This is a genomic window from Iningainema tapete BLCC-T55 (assembly GCF_014698965.1).
In the GTDB taxonomy this organism is placed as follows: Bacteria; Cyanobacteriota; Cyanobacteriia; order Cyanobacteriales; family Nostocaceae; genus Iningainema; species Iningainema tapete.
This window is the reverse complement of sequence record NZ_JACXAE010000014.1, coordinates 1-18,155: the sequence shown is the minus strand read 5'-3', so window position 1 is coordinate 18,155 and position 18,155 is coordinate 1. Positions and strand designations below refer to the sequence as shown.

The following is an 18,155-nucleotide window of genomic DNA, read 5'->3' as shown; positions in this document are numbered from 1 at the left end:
AATGGCTAAGGCAATCACTGCTGATGTCCGGGTTTCAGACCGGCTCGACCGCTTAGTCATTACCCCCAGGCAGCTTACAGAAAGTCACGCCTTAAGCGCTGTACTCAGGAATGCTCTTCTTGGTATCAGCGTACACCGTTCGGCTGACGGAGTGTGGATAGCGGCTCAAGATGTTAATGCACTCCTCAATGCTGAAGTGGCAGCTGACCTCCGGTGGAGTGCTGAAGCAAAACTCTTCGTGGAAAACAGGATTCGCGTTAGGCAAGTTCATCAACAACTATACGAAAAGGTCAGCAGAATCCGCGTCGGCGGTCGAGATGTGGCAAACACCTACCTCATTGGCATTGAAGGGCTGGATGTTCTGGACGACCATCAGTGGGTGAACGTCGCTGCTATGACAATTCCAGACAGTTACGGGTTGTGTGTCTTCGACGAGCAAGGGGCTGGCAAGACTGTTACTCTAATCTTCGCCTTTGATGTACTCGTAGCTAGAGACGAGGTAGACCTCGCGCTCATCGTGACACCAAAGAGCATGGTGCCTGAATGGCCGCGTGACTTTTTCCGGTTTAAGGGCCACCTCTACAAGGTTGAAATTGTGAGTGGCACCCGTAAGCAGAAGCGCATAGCTATAGGATCAGGGGCTGATGTACTTGTGACCAACTTCGAGACAGCAGCCTCAATGGAGGATGAGCTACGGGCTTTACTCCGCTCCTACCAAGGGCGTGCCATGTTGGTTGTAGATGAATCCTTCTACATTAAGAATTTGGATGCTGGGCGGACTCAAGCTCTACGACGACTTCGTGAATGGTGTGATCGTGCATTCGTACTCTGTGGTACCCCAGCCCCCAACGCCCCTCAAGACCTCATCCAGCAGTTCAACATTGTTGATTTTGGTATAACATTTGACAGATTAAGTATCCCAGATGACCGTGTACAAGCTCTTCCAATTGTCCAACAAGCTATTGAAAAGCGAGGGCTTTTCGTTCGTCACCTTAAGACTGATGTACTTCCAGACCTCCCTGTTAAAAGTTTTAATCGTGTTTTTGTCCCTTTACAACCTGAACAGCAGAGGGTGTACGCTGCAGCTTTAAAAAACCTGATTCTCGACCTGCGTTCTACTGATGATAAGTCATTTCAGCGACAACTAACTTCTTTCCTCGCAAGGCGTAGCGCTCTCATACAAATATGTTCAAACCCCGCCTCTATTGTCAATGGATACACAGAGGTGCCTGCGAAACTGTGCGTGCTTGATAGCATTCTTGAGGAGGCTATTACCCGCAAGGGTGAGAAAGTTGTTTTGTGGTCTTTCTATACGGTATCCCTCAATGCCATAGTTACCCGATACAGCCACTTTAACCCAGTGAGGTACGATGGGACAGTAAGTGATGTTGCGGAGCGCCGGGAGGCAGTACGTAAGTTCCAAGAAAACGACGATACAATGTTGTTTATCGCCAACCCTGCTGCTGCAGGCGCAGGGCTAACGTTGCATAAGGCACGGTTGGCAATTTATGAGTCCATGTCTAACCAGGCAGCTCACTATTTGCAGAGCCTAGACCGTATACACAGGAGAGGACAGACACGGGATGTGGAGTACCTGATTCTCCTTTGCGACAAAACTATTGAAATTGAGGAGTATGAACGTCTAACCAGAAAGGAACGCGCCGCACAGACGCTCTTGAAAGATGATGTTGAGGAACCTATAACTAGGGAGACAATGCTCTTGGAAGTGCTTGCCGCCAGCGAGTTACTTGGAGAGGAAAAATGAACTACTGAGGATTGCTTCCTCCCTAGCGCTCTTCCATCACTCTAAGCAGAGGAAAATAAGAAATGCTCAGATTCCGAAGGGTCAGGAATAGCACTAGGCGTTCGATTCATCAGAGCAATTAGTGTGAGAAAACCAATGGATAAATGTGAAATGGGAAAGACTCGTAAGCCTTGGTTTAAGTAAATTAAAGAATATGGGGTGGGTCTAGCATAGCTGACACTGGGGGCAAAATAGCTTCAAAGGCTTATCTAGTAAGCTTCAAGGTACACAAAAAAATAATTATGTATGACTAAATAGCTAGACAGTTCAAAAAAAAGTCAGTAACAGATTTTTCACCCGCCTATGGAAATTTTGCCCAGTAAGAATTTATGCGGTTGCTGTTGCACACAAGTTGTGCGAGGTCGTGGCTGTTGCCCCTAGTGTCAGCCATGCTATATCTACCCCCTACTATAGAGCAGGTTAAAACTTTACTCTTCTCTTCGAGCTTAGCTGCGATGGTGGTAGAAAATGTGCGCAATTGCGCACAAATTCTTCCCATACTCCGAATAGAAGCTCGACGAACAATATATAGAACAAGCGTGCGTTCGCGCAGCGTGTGCAAAGCACATTCGCGCAGCGTGTGCAAAGCACATTCGCCCCCCAACAGTCAGACTCTTGTCTCAAATGCAACATCCACTGTCGATTAAAGTACTTTGCGGTTTGTGAGGCGGCTATCGCCGCATGGCTGATGGAAACCAAAACCAAAGGCCATGCGACAACTCACGATTTCAGATATTGGGATTTTACTTAATTCAAAAACCCTAGCTTCGCCAGCCAACTATGACCAGAAAAACCTCCAGCTGGTTATAAAGCAAATTTTTCTGGAACTCCCTGTAAAACCACTGTTGGAAGCGCACCCACAAATTAACCAATGGGTCGAGCAGGTGCGAGCGCAAGTTCCAGAAATATTTACTCTTAAAAAAGATAAATTGCTCATTGATGCTCACTTTAGCGCTGCTTTGCAACTCAATGAAGACAATGCAGTAATCGAGATCAACACAAATGTAGCCTTTGAAAAAAAATCAGTCAAACTAATTGAGTGGGCAATTCGACAACCCCGGCTCAACTGGTATGACAAAGTTAAGCTCTGGGTAACTTCAGAGTATTTAATGATTCCACCTGAGCAGTTACAATTAACAATATTAGCATTGCACTCCAAACAAGCAGCCAAAAAACACGAAATTTACTGGAACCAAAAACAGCATGAAGAAACCCAACAATGGCTAGTTTCAGTATTAACTGAACAGCCGTTCCGTCAAAAAAGAAAACGGTCAACTGTACTTGTATCACCTATTTCTTCTCAAACACTAACTCTACCTTTAGAAGAAATAGAGGAAGTAGAAATTTGATACTAGTCCTGCCCAGAACTTAACAAATTAGATAATCGTTCTTAGCAACACCAAAATTAGAGAAATTGAAAACACTTTGAAGAGCGGGTGTAGCGGCATTTCTGGGCAAAGCAAAACTGCAATGCCTAACAAATAATACCAACTGTCAAACTGGTAGTAGAACGCTAGCATTGCCAAAACTAAGAAACAAGCCATCAAAAACCAAGCGCAAGCATCGAAAATCACCAAGCTAAGCTTACCTACTAAGTTTCGTTGCTCATGGATTTTATGTCTTTGAAACATTTACTTTTCCACACCGATATCGCCGCTTTACTAACAGTAATTCTGACACAATTGTGCAAAATATATGATAAAATTTTACATCGGCTGTCACCAACCTAACCATGCTTACTTGTTTAAGAGGTGCTGCATCTCACTAGGGCGGCTACTTAAGCGAAAAACCGAAAAAATTTCTGTCCAAACAACTGGATACTCGATTGCGGAAGCTTTGGTGGCTCTTACTTAAAGATTGAAGAGTATGCAGAGCAAATTGAACGTTGGTGCGGCTGTGGACAACTTGATGCTGTGGTCGCACCCGACTACCTATGCCAACCCCAGCACCTGCGTCGTAGCAACAAATCGGTAGCTGAACATCAAAAAGCAACCATCACCAACTATGATGCGCTACGGCAAATTATAAATAAAGTATACATCATGCCGACACTTCAAGGGCTTTGTAAACACGACTACACTGAGCATTTGAAGCAATATGGCGATCGCCTGCCACATGGTGCTTGGGTTGGGGTAGGTTCCCTAGTTGGTCGTCACCCCAAGACCATTGCTGCGATCCTCAGCGGCATTAAGGTAGTGCGCCAGGATTTGAAGCTTCACGGATTCGGTTGTGGCAAGCGATCGCTACGTTACGGTGAAGTAACACAGCGGCTGTGGAGTGCGGACACAATGGCTTGGTCTTTGGCTGCCCGTCGAGAAAGGCGAAACCCTGATGACCCAGTTGAAGCACAGCGTTATCTCAAAGAGGTGGAAGAAATGTCCATTCAAAAAAGCTTGCTTCCGCTGTTGACAACAGATGTCTACAGGAACTAGAGAGCGGTCAACGGCTGCCAATCTGCGGAGGTGCAAAAACGCGACGAGTAAAGTTATTTCTCTTAGGAACAACGGAGTCTAAAGCATCGAGAGTGTCACTTTCTCCCTTTGGTGGGCTGGTCGGTGGAACATTGCCAGCCTCGTCTGGCAACGGTAGCATACGCTCTGCTTCTTCAATACGTTCGTAAAGGGCTGCAGTCAACTGGTCAAGGCTGGCGAGTTTGACGCGGCTCTCCAAATGCTTTCTCACATGCGTGTCCCAAAGTCCCTCGCTTTCGTCTTTGCGCTTTAAATCTGATTTGGGAATTGGTATGGTTAGAGGGTAAGGGATTGAGCCTTCTCCCCCAGAACTGTAACCAGGATTGGTAATTACACACTTCCCTGGAGGAAAACGCAAAATTTCATCCACTGAAAACAGCGGCATTTTCTGAAGAGATTCGTTCCAACTAATCGACTGGTTTCCGTTAGAGCGAGTGGTAGACTTGTTTTTGAGAGTAATTTCTTTTTCACCATACCGCTCGGAATATTTTTTGGCAGTGTCGGGGTTGCCAGGGTTGAATAGAACATGGGTACTACAGGCACTAGCGATCGCCGCCCCTAATTTTTCACCATAACCCTCGTACAGCTGCTCCAAACTTTGAATTCCCAGAATAAAACAAGCGCCATTGGAACGGTATTCGTTAATCCATTGGGGCATCCGATCCAACCGAATTGAAGGAAACTCGTCAAGCGAAATGATTAAAGGGTCTTTTCGTGTCCGACTAAGGTTAGAAACAACCATTAAATGAATTGCTGCTGCTAACAAAGGTCCCACGACGCTTCGACGCTCGTCATCTAGCTTAAAGACTATCATCTCTCGACCTTCAATTTGTGTGGGAATGTCGGAATTGCCGATAAAAGCCCTCAACAAATCAGCCTGGATAAAACTACTAAATGTTCCAGCTGCCGTTGTCAAAATACCTGAAATTGTCTTTTCTGCTTCCTTAGCACTAAGGAACTGATTGAAACTGGTGGCTATCCACTCGTCCATAGCGCGGGACTGGACGGCAAAGTCGATGCGCTTGACTAAATTGGGCAGTCTCAGCACGCTATAAACCATTGCCATGTCTGGATAGCGAGACCCCTTAACTAGCTGTAGAATCGCTTTAGCCAGCAAGTCTCCAGCTTTGGAGAAAAACTCATCACTCTTTCCCTGACTAGAACTGGCGTTTCTGTTTATAACTTGCCCGATTTCCCCAGCCATAACTGCGTCTTGCGGGGACTTCATAAAATCAAGAGGATTAATAACTCCTGAATAGGGTTCCCCCGGCGCAAACACCCGAACTTTATAGCCGTAACGAGCAGCCAGCGGTGCATGAAGCTTGAGTTGGTCGCCTTTCTTATCGTAAAGTATAATTGGAAACCCTTGAACCATCGCACTTTCTATGGCGCGATCAATGGTTGAAAAAGTTTTTCCAGATCCAGGGGCACCAATTACCAAAATAGACCTTTCGGCATGAGGAAGCCAAACCGTAGGAATTGCGCCCATTGCTGTTTGTACGGTGGCGATCGCACCTTTGAGATTCTTCCCTCTCCACCAATAACGAGGGCTACCACACCAAAGGCAAACCTTATTATGTTTACGCTCCTTAATCTGCTTAAGCGCCAGTTGGGTTGCCGTTAATTTCTCAGCAACTCCACAAACCTTACCTGTGGTAATTTTACCTTTTCCGCCCCCAACAAATCGCAACACCAAAAGGATAAAAATTAGCCCACCTATTGTTAATAGTCCTTCTGGATTACTGAATTGTTTGAACAACCCACCTAAATCAATTGAAGAACGTGGAATTGGCGCTTCTGTTTTGCTAGCAATTACAGGCTGGTTCACCGCCTGATTTAACAAAAACTTATAATGAAAACTCATAGGTATGGTTAAAGTAGTTAAACTATATTGAATCGCTATTTGTAGCTACAAACCGCTAAAAATAGACAAGTTAGCGTAACCAACGATATAAACAGTTTGGTTCTGTCTATTGACAGATTTTTAAGGAAAGAATCAAAATTCTATCTTTCGCCTTTTTACTTTATCTATCAACCTTCCCGTTCTCTGATAATCCTATTTTTCACCTCTAGCGGCAACCGTTCATCATTTAATATTTCATCTAGTAGAGGCGAGTATTTCCCTTGATTATAAATAATTGCAACAACAATAGAATAAAGATTAGCAATTGGTAAAATTCCATTTTCTGTTACACAATCTTCTCTGACAATTTGAGATAAAAACATAGAATCGAATTTAGCTACTTTGTCAAGTAGACCGATAACATATACCCTATTTACCTCTCTAACATCTGTAGCACGCAATAAATTTACAGTACATAACCCTAATTGAGAATTCAGACGCGAGTCTTCAAGATTGGCAATATGTTTTAAGGTAACAAAGGCAGATTGTGCAATTCCGCCATTAACCAGTACACCCTCTCTCTCACTTACTAATCGATTAGTAATCTCAAATATAAGTTCAGCTAAATCGTTTGTGATATAGTTATTAGTGTGAACCCAACACTTAACTAAATCGTAAAGCGGTTGCACGATTTCTGGCAGACTTTCATTCTTTAAGGTAGTGCAGATACTAATAATATCTACATCTGTCATAACTCCACCCAATTCTACCCTTTTAATTAACAATTTCAAACATTGATAACGTACACCAAGTATTTTTGAATTGGCAAGGATAGGAACAAAATCAGTTATAGGAATTTGAAGTAGCTTTTCTGCCATTCTAAGTAGAATTGTACTAGCTTCAAGAGCTACCTCACGAGAATCGTCTAAACAAAAAGAAAGTAGAGATTTTATAGCTGACTCTGATTGGTAATTCTCTGCTTGACGTTGGTAAAGTTTGACTAATGCTGCCCTTGATTCTTTATAATTTGAGGTAGCAGTTAAATAGGATTCAAGCGACGAGGAAACATATTTTAATTTTTTGACAATAGAATTAATTTTTTGCTGAGGTACGTCAGATATGACTTGTCCGAATACTTCTCCAAGTAATACTTCTACTCGTGGTTCATGGGATGCAAGAACATCTAGAACTGGGATTAATTCAGTAGGATGACTGCTAACTATTGGCAAAATCCACTGTGCTAAATATAAGCATAATTCTGGTGAAATTTGGCTTTCATCAGCTTGATGTGCCACCTCCCTAATAAGAAACCATATAGTAGAAAGACGATTCTTTGGAACAGTGTTAATTGGGATAGTTATCAAGGATGAAGCAACACAATTTCTAGCACCTTTCTTAATGGCTTCGGTAATAGCAATCTGATGGCGGCGTAGTTTTTCACTATCTTCCTGGGATAAGTTTTCTTTAAATAATTCTTTGATTAGCTTCGCCATCAAATCAGGATCGTTGGCAGCTTGATGTCCAATTACTGCTGCTTGCACTAAATCCCACCCTTGGGCTAATGATGCGTAAAGTGCTTTAAACCAAGAAGAACCAAATGGTGAGTCTCCAGATTGAATTAAACTAGGTAGTAAATGTTTGAGTAACTCTATCACATTTTCTTTTTCCTTGGCTAGTTCTGTGATGGGTTGCGTGATAATTAACATCAAAAGTTCGCGTTGTAGTGCATCGGGAACTCCAGGATTCAAATATAGTTGCACTACTATTGAACGCGCATTACTGCCAAAGGAAAAATAACGCTCTTTTAAAGGAATTAAAACATTAATATCAATTCTGCTTTTACTGGTTTTGGGTGTTTTGGCGTAAGCACTCATCAACTTGCCTAAGACTTTGACTGCTTCTTCTTTGGCATCAAGTTCCGGTGCTACTTTCCGTTGCTCAACAGCAGAAAATACTTGTTCAATGGGGTTTTCAGTATAAGTTTGAATTCGGGTGAGTAACTCTCCAGCAATTTCTGCCGCTTTATTCACCAATGTCTGTCCAGTTTGAGTCAGCAGTTCTAAAACAAGTAACCATACTGTTTGAGCATGACGTGTCGGTGCGCCTGCTGCGGCAACAAGTAGTGTATCTTGGTAGGCGTCACCTAGCTGGAGTGCGGTGGGGAGTAGTTGCAGTAGTAAGTGTGAACTTTCTGGTTCGGTACGGGATACGGCTGCAAAAGCGATCGCACGGAAGGGGTAAAGTTCTTGTTTGTGCAACTGGTTAGAAATACGCTGGAACTCATCTAAGTTGACGAGGTTCAGCAGTTGACGAAAAATTGACCAAATGTAATGTTTGGAGTATTTATTTTGTGGTTGTCTCAGATGGTTTAATACTTGATGTTTAGCCTCTTCTCCTGTTGGGGTTGATTCAAAGTAACGGGCGATCGCATACTCTAAAAAGGTTTGGTGGAAGAAGCTCACCCTGTTTGCACCCAGCTCTTGCAAAACTCCGTCACTTATAAGTTCTTCGTAAGCAGGAAATTGGGTTTCGTTGAGTTCCAGTTGAGTTTCATACACAAAGTCTCTCAAGCGTTCATCGGAGGAATTATACATCACGGATGCTAATGACAAGCAGAGATTTTGCTTCCACATTCCGATGCGACGACTGTCTGCACGATTTTTCCGACTCGTAGCAATTTTTAAATCCCAGTACATCTGATATAGTTGACTGACGGTTAAATCCTCTGGTACATTGCCGTCTTCTGCAAAGAGTTTACACATCAAAGCCAGTAACAATGGATTGCGAGTGATGTCAGCCAGGGATTTACTGTCGGCAGACAGTGCGATAACTTTCTGGGCAAATTCTGTGGAACCTTCTGGTGTATCAATTCCTAATTCTTGTTGACAAAAGGCTGTGGCTGCTTCTTTAACTTCTTCTTCATCAAACTCGGTGATCAAACACTTCTGTATACTTTCTGTAAAACCTGCAAAACTTTCGTGGTAGGGTTCAAAAAAGTCTCTATAATCTGACTCGCGGCAGGTAAATACGACAGTAGTGCCATTTTCTAATAGTTGCAACAAAATACCGCGCAGTACGGGTACTAGTTTTTTCTCTAAGACTAAATCAAGGGTGTCGATGAGTAGCACTCCCTTGCCATGCTGTGTGCTTAATTTGGATGTAACTTCTACAATTGATTCTCGGATACCACTGGCTTTTTCACCAAGTTCGGTAGCAAAGGTGTCAATACCTTCGATGAGATCGTTGCATCGCACTAATGCCACCCAACTCTTGCCAGATTGTACTAATTCAGTATCAAGTTCATCGTAAATAGTACCAAGAATTGTGCTTTTACCATATCCTGCAGCACCAAGGATAGGGATAACGCGGCGTCTTTCTTCATATACTCCCTGTCGGATGGCATTGAGGCATTTTTCTAGTAGTGCTTCGCGGCGAATGCGCGGCAAAATATAGGGATCTAGGGCTGTTCTCGCACGCTGAGCATTGCTATGTATATTTAATAAATCACTGGATTGGGATAATGGTATCTCTGCCTCTTCCTTACTCTCACTTTCCGCCGACTCTGGGATTAATGGGGAAACTATCTCTTGCCAATCCAAATTGAGGGATTGACAAATTTCGGTAAATATGTATCGTTCTACAGGTTTACCATTAAAGAATTTATTGACGGTAGCCCAGGCTATACCTAACTGATGTTGTAAAGCCTTTTGCGTCAGGTTTTGGCGCTCTAAGGCAAGTCTAGCGCGGTTAATGCCTGCAACGGAAGCGACAAGCGATCGCTTTGCCATAGTTCAATCCAAAATCTAGTTTTACTAAGTCATATACTAAGTCATATACCCAAGTCAATTACTCATACTCATACTTATATACACCCTTGCGACGATAAAAGTGTGGAAAGCAGAGGTTTCCTCGATCTCCTAACTTTCCATTCCCTCTCTATTAGGAGGATACATGGAGTTTACCCTAGAACAGCTAATGGCTGCTTGGGTTCAGGTTCGTCTGGGAAGTCGCAGTCCTGGTATTGATGGTATCACAACTGACTTGTTTGCGGGCATTGTCCACGAACAATTACGAGATATCCAATATCGGCTACAACAAGAACTCTACAGTGCTAATCCTGCTAAAGGATTCTATGTGCCGAAAAAAAGCGGTGCTAAGCGCTTAATCGGTATTCCTACTGTGAGGGATAGAATCGTCCAGCGTGTGCTACTTGAAGAATTGTATTTCCCCTTGGAGGATACCTTTCTTAATTGTAGCTATGCTTATCGCCCTGGACGTGGGATACAGATGGCGGTGCAACATGTGTTCTCTTACTACCAGTATCAACCTACTTGGATAATCAAAACTGATATTCAGCAGTTTTTTGACAATCTTTGCTGGGCGCTACTGTTGACTGACTTAGAGCAATTGCAGTTAGAGCCAATTCTACTGCAATTGATAGAGCAACAACTTAAATCCGGGATTGTGATTGCTGGAAAACCCATCTATCCAGGTAAAGGGGTGTTGCAAGGGGGAGTGCTTTCGGGCGCGTTAGCCAATTTATATCTTACTGAGTTTGATCGGCAATGTCTAAGTCATGGCATTAATTTGGTGCGTTATGGCGATGATTTTGCTGTTGCTTGTGACAGTTGGATGACAGCGAATCGTATTTTAGAACAAATTACCACTTGGCTGGGGGAAGTTTATTTAACTCTTCAGCCAGAGAAGACACATATTTTCTCCCCTGATGATGAGTTTACTTTTCTTGGCTATCGCTTTGTGAAGGGAGAAGTATTTGCACCACCGCCACCAGAAATTAAGGCGGGGGAATGGGTAATTTCTGATTCGGGAATGCCTTATTTTCGCTTAAAGACGCGAAAAGTGCAAGTGGTTTCTCGTCCTCCCAAAGCTTGTAGCTTGGTGAAGCCGATCAAATTTCCAAAAGCATCAATTTCACATTACTGGCAGGATTCTATGACTACATTATACGTGACTGACCAAGGAGCATATCTAAATGTTTATCACCAGCAATTTCAGGTGTTTTATCAGAAAGAACTCCGGATAAAAGTGCCTGTAAATCGGGTGAGTCATATTGTACTGTTTGGCTGTTGCAATTTATCTCATGGTGCAGTTAGTTTGGCTTTGCTGCGGCGGATTCCGGTAATGTATTTGTCGCAAAAGGGGAAATATTTTGGACGGTTGGAGACGGAAGGGCAGGCGAAGGTGGAATATTTGGGGCGACAGGTGGAGTGTTCTCAGAATCGTGAGTTTACTAAGCGACAAGCTGAGGCAATTGTACGTGCAAAATTACATAATTCGCGTATACTATTGATGCGGTTAAACCGTCGCCGTAAAACTGAGATTGCGACTAAGGCGATCGACGATTTAGAAATATTGATGGAAAAGTTACCTTTTGCGGAAGATATGGATGTGCTGCGAGGGTATGAGGGGAAAGCAGCAACACTTTATTTTCAAGCTTTGGGTTCGTTATTTACGGGAGTGTTTGCCTTTGACAAGCGTACCAAACGTCCACCTACTGACCCAATTAATAGTATGCTTAGTTTAGGGTACACATTATTAAGTCAGAATATTTACTCGCTAGTTCAGGCGGTAGGGCTACATACCCATTTTGGTAATTTACACGTTCCGCGTGACAATCATCCAGCGTTAGTGTCTGACTTGATTGAAGAATTTCGCGCTTTAGTTGTCGATTCACTGGTAGTGTATTTGGTGAATAAAAACATTTTTACCCTTGAAGATTTTACCCCACCAGATGAACGCGGCGGTGTGTATTTCCAACCTTATGCGCTGAAGAAGTTTCTCAAGCATTGGGAGGAGAGGTTGCAAACAGAGGTAACGCATCCACATACAGGTTATAAGGTGGCATACCGTCGTTGTTTGGAGTTGCAGGTACGGGAGTACATTTCCAGTTTAATGGGTGAGATTGAGGTATATCGCCCGATGACTTGGAAGCTTTGATCCGTTAGTTCTGTTGTAAAGTTACCACTTTGAGCTAGAGAGGGAGAATGGGGGTAATGTTCCTCCACTCTCCCCTTTTCTATTTGGTGGTAACTATATAGTAGATATTTGGGGGATAAGTAAAATCGCTGAAACCCTGATTCCTTCGTTATATCCCCCAAATTACTCTCGAACTATGGGTTTGAAGACTCAGAACTACTAGTTTATTGATAATTATTTTCAATAAACTAGATCAAAATTTGCATCCCACAAAAAACTGCTGTAGACTTATCTCAGGGTAAGGCTTTTAGAAGCTGCACTTTAAACTTCTTCGGAAGTTGAATTAATGGAAATCCCAACCTCCGTCAGGATAGGTGTGAAAGTGAGGCATGCGACCTTTAAACTTCTTCGGAAGTTGAATTAATGGAAATTATGATGCCCGGTACGCAAAACTTTTGCAATATCAAGAACTTTAAACTTCTTCGGAAGTTGAATTAATGGAAATAAACCATTTGCGATCTCCTTTGCCGCATTTATGCGAGTCTTTAAACTTCTTCGGAAGTTGAATTAATGGAAATCCGATCTGTAACTAAGACCTCTCCGGTTTGAAACTCTTTAAACTTCTTCGGAAGTTGAATTAATGGAAATTTTGACTACTCTCCAGGTATTCTTACCCAGAAGCGAAAAGTCTTTAAACTTCTTCGGAAGTTGAATTAATGGAAATTGTCATCATCAGGATCCCTGATAACGGCTGGAGGACTGGTGCTTTAAACTTCTTCGGAAGTTGAATTAATGGAAATAGCAATAGTACCGAGGGTATTCTTCCCAAGAAACTGGTTAATCTTTAAACTTCTTCGGAAGTTGAATTAATGGAAATACGGAGCCAACTCTGGCTCCACCGGCAACTAGGCTTAACCACTTTAAACTTCTTCGGAAGTTGAATTAATGGAAATATTTAAGAATTTTGCATTGCTCTGGAAATTGGGACATATCTTTAAACTTCTTCGGAAGTTGAATTAATGGAAATTTCAGTTAAAGAGCTAGTCATTCTTTTCTTTACTCGGTGTTGACTGCTTTAAACTTCTTCGGAAGTTGAATTAATGGAAATATTTATGTAATCTATAGAAAATAATCCTTTTCCGTCTTTAAACTTCTTCGGAAGTTGAATTAATGGAAATCATTGGATCATGGGCTGTAAAAATCACAGCACCTTTGCCTTTAAACTTCTTCGGAAGTTGAATTAATGGAAATCTCCAAAAGATTGACCTCTAGAGGTAGCTTGATATATACTTTAAACTTCTTCGGAAGTTGAATTAATGGAAATCTCTCTACGCTGATGTTGGTCGTTGCCGACCCGTGAAAACTTTAAACTTCTTCGGAAGTTGAATTAATGGAAATAAATGAGTTAAACGATAGTCGATTATGTCGACTACTTCTTTAAACTTCTTCGGAAGTTGAATTAATGGAAATGCTTTCTCACTGGAGAAAATTAGTGTACGGGGGTTTGACTTTAAACTTCTTCGGAAGTTGAATTAATTTCTTTAATTACGAATTACGAATTACGAATTATTTTCAGTTTGACTTTAAACTTCTTCGGAAGTTGAATTAATGGAAATAAAGAGTAGCTGCCATCAGGATAAACGTGAACGTGATCCTTTAAACTTCTTCGGAAGTTGAATTAATGGAAATCTGAGCTTTTTCGTAAAGCTGTTTGGGTGTAAGAAAAAACTTTAAACTTCTTCGGAAGTTGAATTAATGGAAATTTTTCGAAGCGAGTCGTGCGGTTTCCGACATTTTTCTCTTTAAACTTCTTCGGAAGTTGAATTAATGGAAATATTAGAACCCTGGATCAAAAAATCCGGGATCCATTCTTTAAACTTCTTCGGAAGTTGAATTAATGGAAATCTTGTGGTGTTGAGAACCTTCCTCGCTATCTCTCTACTTTAAACTTCTTCGGAAGTTGAATTAATGGAAATAAGAGACCCGGTGATCATGGGAGATCGCAGATAGGGGGCTTTAAACTTCTTCGGAAGTTGAATTAATGGAAATTTTTGAGAGAGCGCTTTACACGTTATCTCTCCAGAAGACTTTAAACTTCTTCGGAAGTTGAATTAATGGAAATTTCTGGAATAGAGTACTGCCAGATTAATTTTTCTAAAAACTTTAAACTTCTTCGGAAGTTGAATTAATGGAAATCCACTTGTGCTTCATCTATTCTTACATGAATGTTTAACCTTTAAACTTCTTCGGAAGTTGAATTAATGGAAACATCTTGTACCCCTTGCAAAGTACTATCATTTTGCCAAAACTTTAAACTTCTTCGGAAGTTGAATTAATGGAAACATGTGCCCACTCGCGACGGGCTTTGTGAACGTCACTTTAAACTTCTTCGGAAGTTGAATTAATGGAAACGATATATTTCTCCGTACAGGAGAAACCATACACCTAAACCTTTAAACTTCTTCGGAAGTTGAATTAATGGAAACCTTTGTACTCGTGTTCTTCCTTCTCCTTTTTTAGGCTTTAAACTTCTTCGGAAGTTGAATTAATGGAAACGACAAAAAGAATAAAATAGCCAATACATGTAGTCGAAGTTCTTTAAACTTCTTCGGAAGTTGAATTAATGGAAACTTTTTGGCCTCCACTAACGCTTCAGCCTTTTGTCCTTTAAACTTCTTCGGAAGTTGAATTAATGGAAACTCTCGAGCATCAGGGTCGATGCCATGACTGATGAGCCTTTAAACTTCTTCGGAAGTTGAATTAATGGAAACTTTTCGCGGAGTTGTCTTGGCTAAAGTTTCCAGTTGCTCTTTAAACTTCTTCGGAAGTTGAATTAATGGAAACTTCCGCCAGCTGTGGCGGAGGTAGATCCATCAGGAGACTTTAAACTTCTTCGGAAGTTGAATTAATGGAAACCCCACTCCGAAAAGGGAGGGACAAAATTAATAGCGACAATACTTTAAACTTCTTCGGAAGTTGAATTAATGGAAACGGAGACAGATAGGTGGGTCAGGGTTGGTAGAGTTTTTAACTTTAAACTTCTTCGGAAGTTGAATTAATGGAAACCGTCGGTGATCCCCCAGACAATGTTGACAGCGATCAGAATAACTTTAAACTTCTTCGGAAGTTGAATTAATGGAAACAGTTTTTATAACCGTCGTAGGAGGAATTTTTCCGAAACTTTAAACTTCTTCGGAAGTTGAATTAATGGAAACCCTTACGTACAAGCCTACCAAGAGCTACAGGAGTAATATCTTTAAACTTCTTCGGAAGTTGAATTAATGGAAACGGGGGTGATCAGATTCTCTACGGAGAGGCCAAGGCGTCTTTAAACTTCTTCGGAAGTTGAATTAATGGAAACGTTAATTAGTTTCTAACTCTTCCTTCTGCCTTTTTTAGAGTTATACTTTAAACTTCTTCGGAAGTTGAATTAATGGAAACGTCTAGAGTTAGGCTCGATGGGAGTAACGATTCCAGGCTTTAAACTTCTTCGGAAGTTGAATTAATGGAAACCCTCCCATTGGTAAGACTCGGAGCTTCCTTTCAAAAATCTTTAAACTTCTTCGGAAGTTGAATTAATGGAAACCATCAGCGGCTCCCGCCATAGAAACCAAAATGAAAAAAACTTTAAACTTCTTCGGAAGTTGAATTAATGGAAACTTTTAACAAGACCTAATTCTTCTGCCAATTTTGCAATCTTTAAACTTCTTCGGAAGTTGAATTAATGGAAACTAGCCAGGATACCGGATGAATTCCAATTGAAAGAGAAAAACTTTAAACTTCTTCGGAAGTTGAATTAATGGAAACTTCTTGGAGTTTGCCGCGAAGGTAGCAGCAATGGTGCTTTAAACTTCTTCGGAAGTTGAATTAATGGAAACCTCGATAGGATTCCCCTTCAGATCAAAGTAATAACTTTAAACTTCTTCGGAAGTTGAATTAATGGAAACTCCTTGCTCGGAGCGGGTGAGCCCTTCGCAATTTCTGTAGACTTTAAACTTCTTCGGAAGTTGAATTAATGGAAACAAAGGAATGAAGATTCTACTCTTCATCTTTTTTTATAAACTTTAAACTTCTTCGGAAGTTGAATTAATGGAAACCGGAGTACTGGGACCTGGTTTCACCACCGGTGGTACGGCTTTAAACTTCTTCGGAAGTTGAATTAATGGAAACAAGCGGGAGCACCAAAAGCGAGGATACCAACAGAGATGACTTTAAACTTCTTCGGAAGTTGAATTAATGGAAACTTGTTGATCCCAAGCCGCAATTGCGGCTGATCGGGAAGACCTTTAAACTTCTTCGGAAGTTGAATTAATGGAAACTGTTAGAGATCCTGAGCCGTCCAGACTCAGGGTTATCGCTTTAAACTTCTTCGGAAGTTGAATTAATGGAAACCCATCTTGGCCTTCAACGGTGACTAAGGTCACATCGTCTTTAAACTTCTTCGGAAGTTGAATTAATGGAAACTAGTCTTCCAAACTTGAAAGCTTCACAGTTGATCAATCTTTAAACTTCTTCGGAAGTTGAATTAATGGAAACATGTTAATCTTAGCTGACCTTGTGGTCAGTCCGCTAAAAAAGACTTTAAACTTCTTCGGAAGTTGAATTAATGGAAACACAAAGCTAGTAAAACTTTCTCCCTTTTCTAGAACTTTAAACTTCTTCGGAAGTTGAATTAATGGAAACGATTTAGCCTCTACCGCTTCAGCCTTTTGTCCCTCTGGTCTTTAAACTTCTTCGGAAGTTGAATTAATGGAAACCAATCTAAACCTGGATTAGACACAGGCCTATCGTCAAAATACTTTAAACTTCTTCGGAAGTTGAATTAATGGAAACGAAAACGGCAATACCAATAACTCCAGCATTAGAAGCACTTTAAACTTCTTCGGAAGTTGAATTAATGGAAACGAGCAGTTGCACCCGCAAGTTCCTCCCCCTCCGCTTTAAACTTCTTCGGAAGTTGAATTAATGGAAACTTTTCCCGCTTCGGAAGCCGGAATTTCCTCTAATAACAGCTTTAAACTTCTTCGGAAGTTGAATTAATGGAAACATTTACCGAGGAGGAGAAAATCTCCCTCCTATATACCACTTTAAACTTCTTCGGAAGTTGAATTAATGGAAACTATGTCGTGTCGTTTCCTATTATTTCTGGCGCAAGAGTTCTTTAAACTTCTTCGGAAGTTGAATTAATGGAAACTTTGCTTCCGCGTCTTCTTTCCAAGAAGCAGGGTAAAAATGCTTTAAACTTCTTCGGAAGTTGAATTAATGGAAACTTTCCAAGAGTTTTAGAGCCATCTCCTGAGGTGACAGACAACTTTAAACTTCTTCGGAAGTTGAATTAATGGAAACTCGGGAGCAGCGAATCGTTTACAACTTGCGTAGGACTTTAAACTTCTTCGGAAGTTGAATTAATGGAAACTTCGGCACGGCACCAGTATGGCAATCGAGCCCTGGCAAACTTTAAACTTCTTCGGAAGTTGAATTAATGGAAACATATATTCGGATCGGAAGGTATGTCTTCCAAAATTGCTTTAAACTTCTTCGGAAGTTGAATTAATGGAAACTTTCCGGACTTCATCTCGCACCCCAGGCCGATGCCCAAGGCTTTAAACTTCTTCGGAAGTTGAATTAATGGAAACTTGACTCCTTCCGCACAAAAGACCCCAGCTAAACTTTAAACTTCTTCGGAAGTTGAATTAATGGAAACTTTAGAGAGATGACTTCAATGTTTTGTCCGTTGAAAGACTTTAAACTTCTTCGGAAGTTGAATTAATGGAAACAAGTAATGAAACTCTCAGAAGTAACAGGAATCCATCTTTAAACTTCTTCGGAAGTTGAATTAATGGAAACCCCCTTCGTGAAGGATAAGAGAGACGGCAACTAGTCTTTAAACTTCTTCGGAAGTTGAATTAATGGAAACTCTCCTCGAGCTGCTCGGGGGTCAGTTCGACACCAATATTCTTTAAACTTCTTCGGAAGTTGAATTAATGGAAACACATCATCGACGCTCCGGTGATTCCGGAGATTATTACTTCACCCATTAATTTGCATAGGGTGGAAGCATTAACTTGCACTCATAAGCTCGAAGAGCTTATTTTTACGT

At 41.4% G+C, this 18,155-nt stretch carries 7 protein-coding genes and 1 CRISPR repeat array; of the genes, 4 read left to right on the top strand and 3 right to left on the bottom strand.

Features of this window, described 5'->3' with window-relative positions; genetic code table 11:
* The first annotated feature begins 1 nt into the window (after position 1).
* Entirely contained in the window at positions 2 to 1,765 is a 1,764-nt protein-coding gene (locus ICL16_RS03945; RefSeq protein ID WP_190825597.1) for an SNF2-related protein, read from the top strand.
* Between the two features lie 749 nt (positions 1,766 to 2,514).
* Positions 2,515 to 3,153 (top strand): hypothetical protein, encoded by a 639-nt coding sequence (locus tag ICL16_RS03940; RefSeq protein WP_190825596.1) that lies wholly within the window; start codon positions 2,515 to 2,517, stop codon positions 3,151 to 3,153.
* A 27-nt stretch (positions 3,154 to 3,180) separates the two neighbouring features.
* Here ICL16_RS03940 and ICL16_RS03935 read toward each other — a convergent pair whose 3' ends face one another.
* Positions 3,181 to 3,435 carry a hypothetical protein gene (locus ICL16_RS03935; RefSeq protein ID WP_190825595.1) on the bottom strand — a complete coding sequence of 85 codons (255 nt, stop codon included), beginning with the start codon at positions 3,433 to 3,435 and terminating at the stop codon, positions 3,181 to 3,183.
* Between the two features lie 186 nt (positions 3,436 to 3,621).
* Here ICL16_RS03935 and ICL16_RS03930 point away from each other — a divergent pair, with 186 nt between their 5' ends.
* Positions 3,622 to 4,236 carry a deazapurine DNA modification protein DpdA family protein gene (locus ICL16_RS03930; protein WP_420485250.1) on the top strand — a complete coding sequence of 205 codons (615 nt, stop codon included), beginning with the start codon at positions 3,622 to 3,624 and terminating at the stop codon, positions 4,234 to 4,236.
* A 7-nt stretch (positions 4,237 to 4,243) separates the two neighbouring features.
* Here the strand turns inward: ICL16_RS03930 and ICL16_RS03925 are convergent, their stop codons facing one another.
* The gene (locus tag ICL16_RS03925; protein WP_190825593.1) at positions 4,244 to 6,139 is read right to left on the bottom strand and encodes a type IV secretory system conjugative DNA transfer family protein; all 1,896 of its coding nucleotides are present in this window, start codon (positions 6,137 to 6,139) and stop codon (positions 4,244 to 4,246) included.
* A 167-nt stretch (positions 6,140 to 6,306) separates the two neighbouring features.
* Positions 6,307 to 9,906, bottom strand: a complete 3,600-nt coding sequence (locus ICL16_RS03920; RefSeq protein WP_190825592.1) for an NACHT domain-containing protein — start codon at positions 9,904 to 9,906, stop codon at positions 6,307 to 6,309.
* A 163-nt stretch (positions 9,907 to 10,069) separates the two neighbouring features.
* Between ICL16_RS03920 and cas1 the strand changes: the two genes are divergently transcribed.
* Positions 10,070 to 12,076, top strand: coding sequence for a CRISPR-associated endonuclease Cas1 (gene cas1, locus ICL16_RS03915; protein WP_190825591.1), 2,007 nt, complete (start codon positions 10,070 to 10,072; stop codon positions 12,074 to 12,076).
* A 298-nt stretch (positions 12,077 to 12,374) separates the two neighbouring features.
* Positions 12,375 to 18,047: direct repeats of the CRISPR family, unit length 35 nt; unit sequence CTTTAAACTTCTTCGGAAGTTGAATTAATGGAAAC.
* Positions 18,048 to 18,155: the final 108 nt, after the last annotated feature.

What these genes read in the sequence shown, in the direction of transcription:
- ICL16_RS03945 (WP_190825597.1), top strand. Translation starts at nt 2, where the DNA reads ATGGCTAAGGCAATCACTGCTGATGTCCGGGTTTCAGACCGGCTCGAC.
- ICL16_RS03940 (WP_190825596.1), top strand. Translation starts at nt 2,515, where the DNA reads ATGCGACAACTCACGATTTCAGATATTGGGATTTTACTTAATTCAAAA.
- ICL16_RS03935 (WP_190825595.1), bottom strand. Translation starts at nt 3,435, where the DNA reads ATGTTTCAAAGACATAAAATCCATGAGCAACGAAACTTAGTAGGTAAG.
- ICL16_RS03925 (WP_190825593.1), bottom strand. Translation starts at nt 6,139, where the DNA reads ATGAGTTTTCATTATAAGTTTTTGTTAAATCAGGCGGTGAACCAGCCT.
- ICL16_RS03920 (WP_190825592.1), bottom strand. Translation starts at nt 9,906, where the DNA reads ATGGCAAAGCGATCGCTTGTCGCTTCCGTTGCAGGCATTAACCGCGCT.
- cas1 (WP_190825591.1), top strand. Translation starts at nt 10,070, where the DNA reads ATGGAGTTTACCCTAGAACAGCTAATGGCTGCTTGGGTTCAGGTTCGT.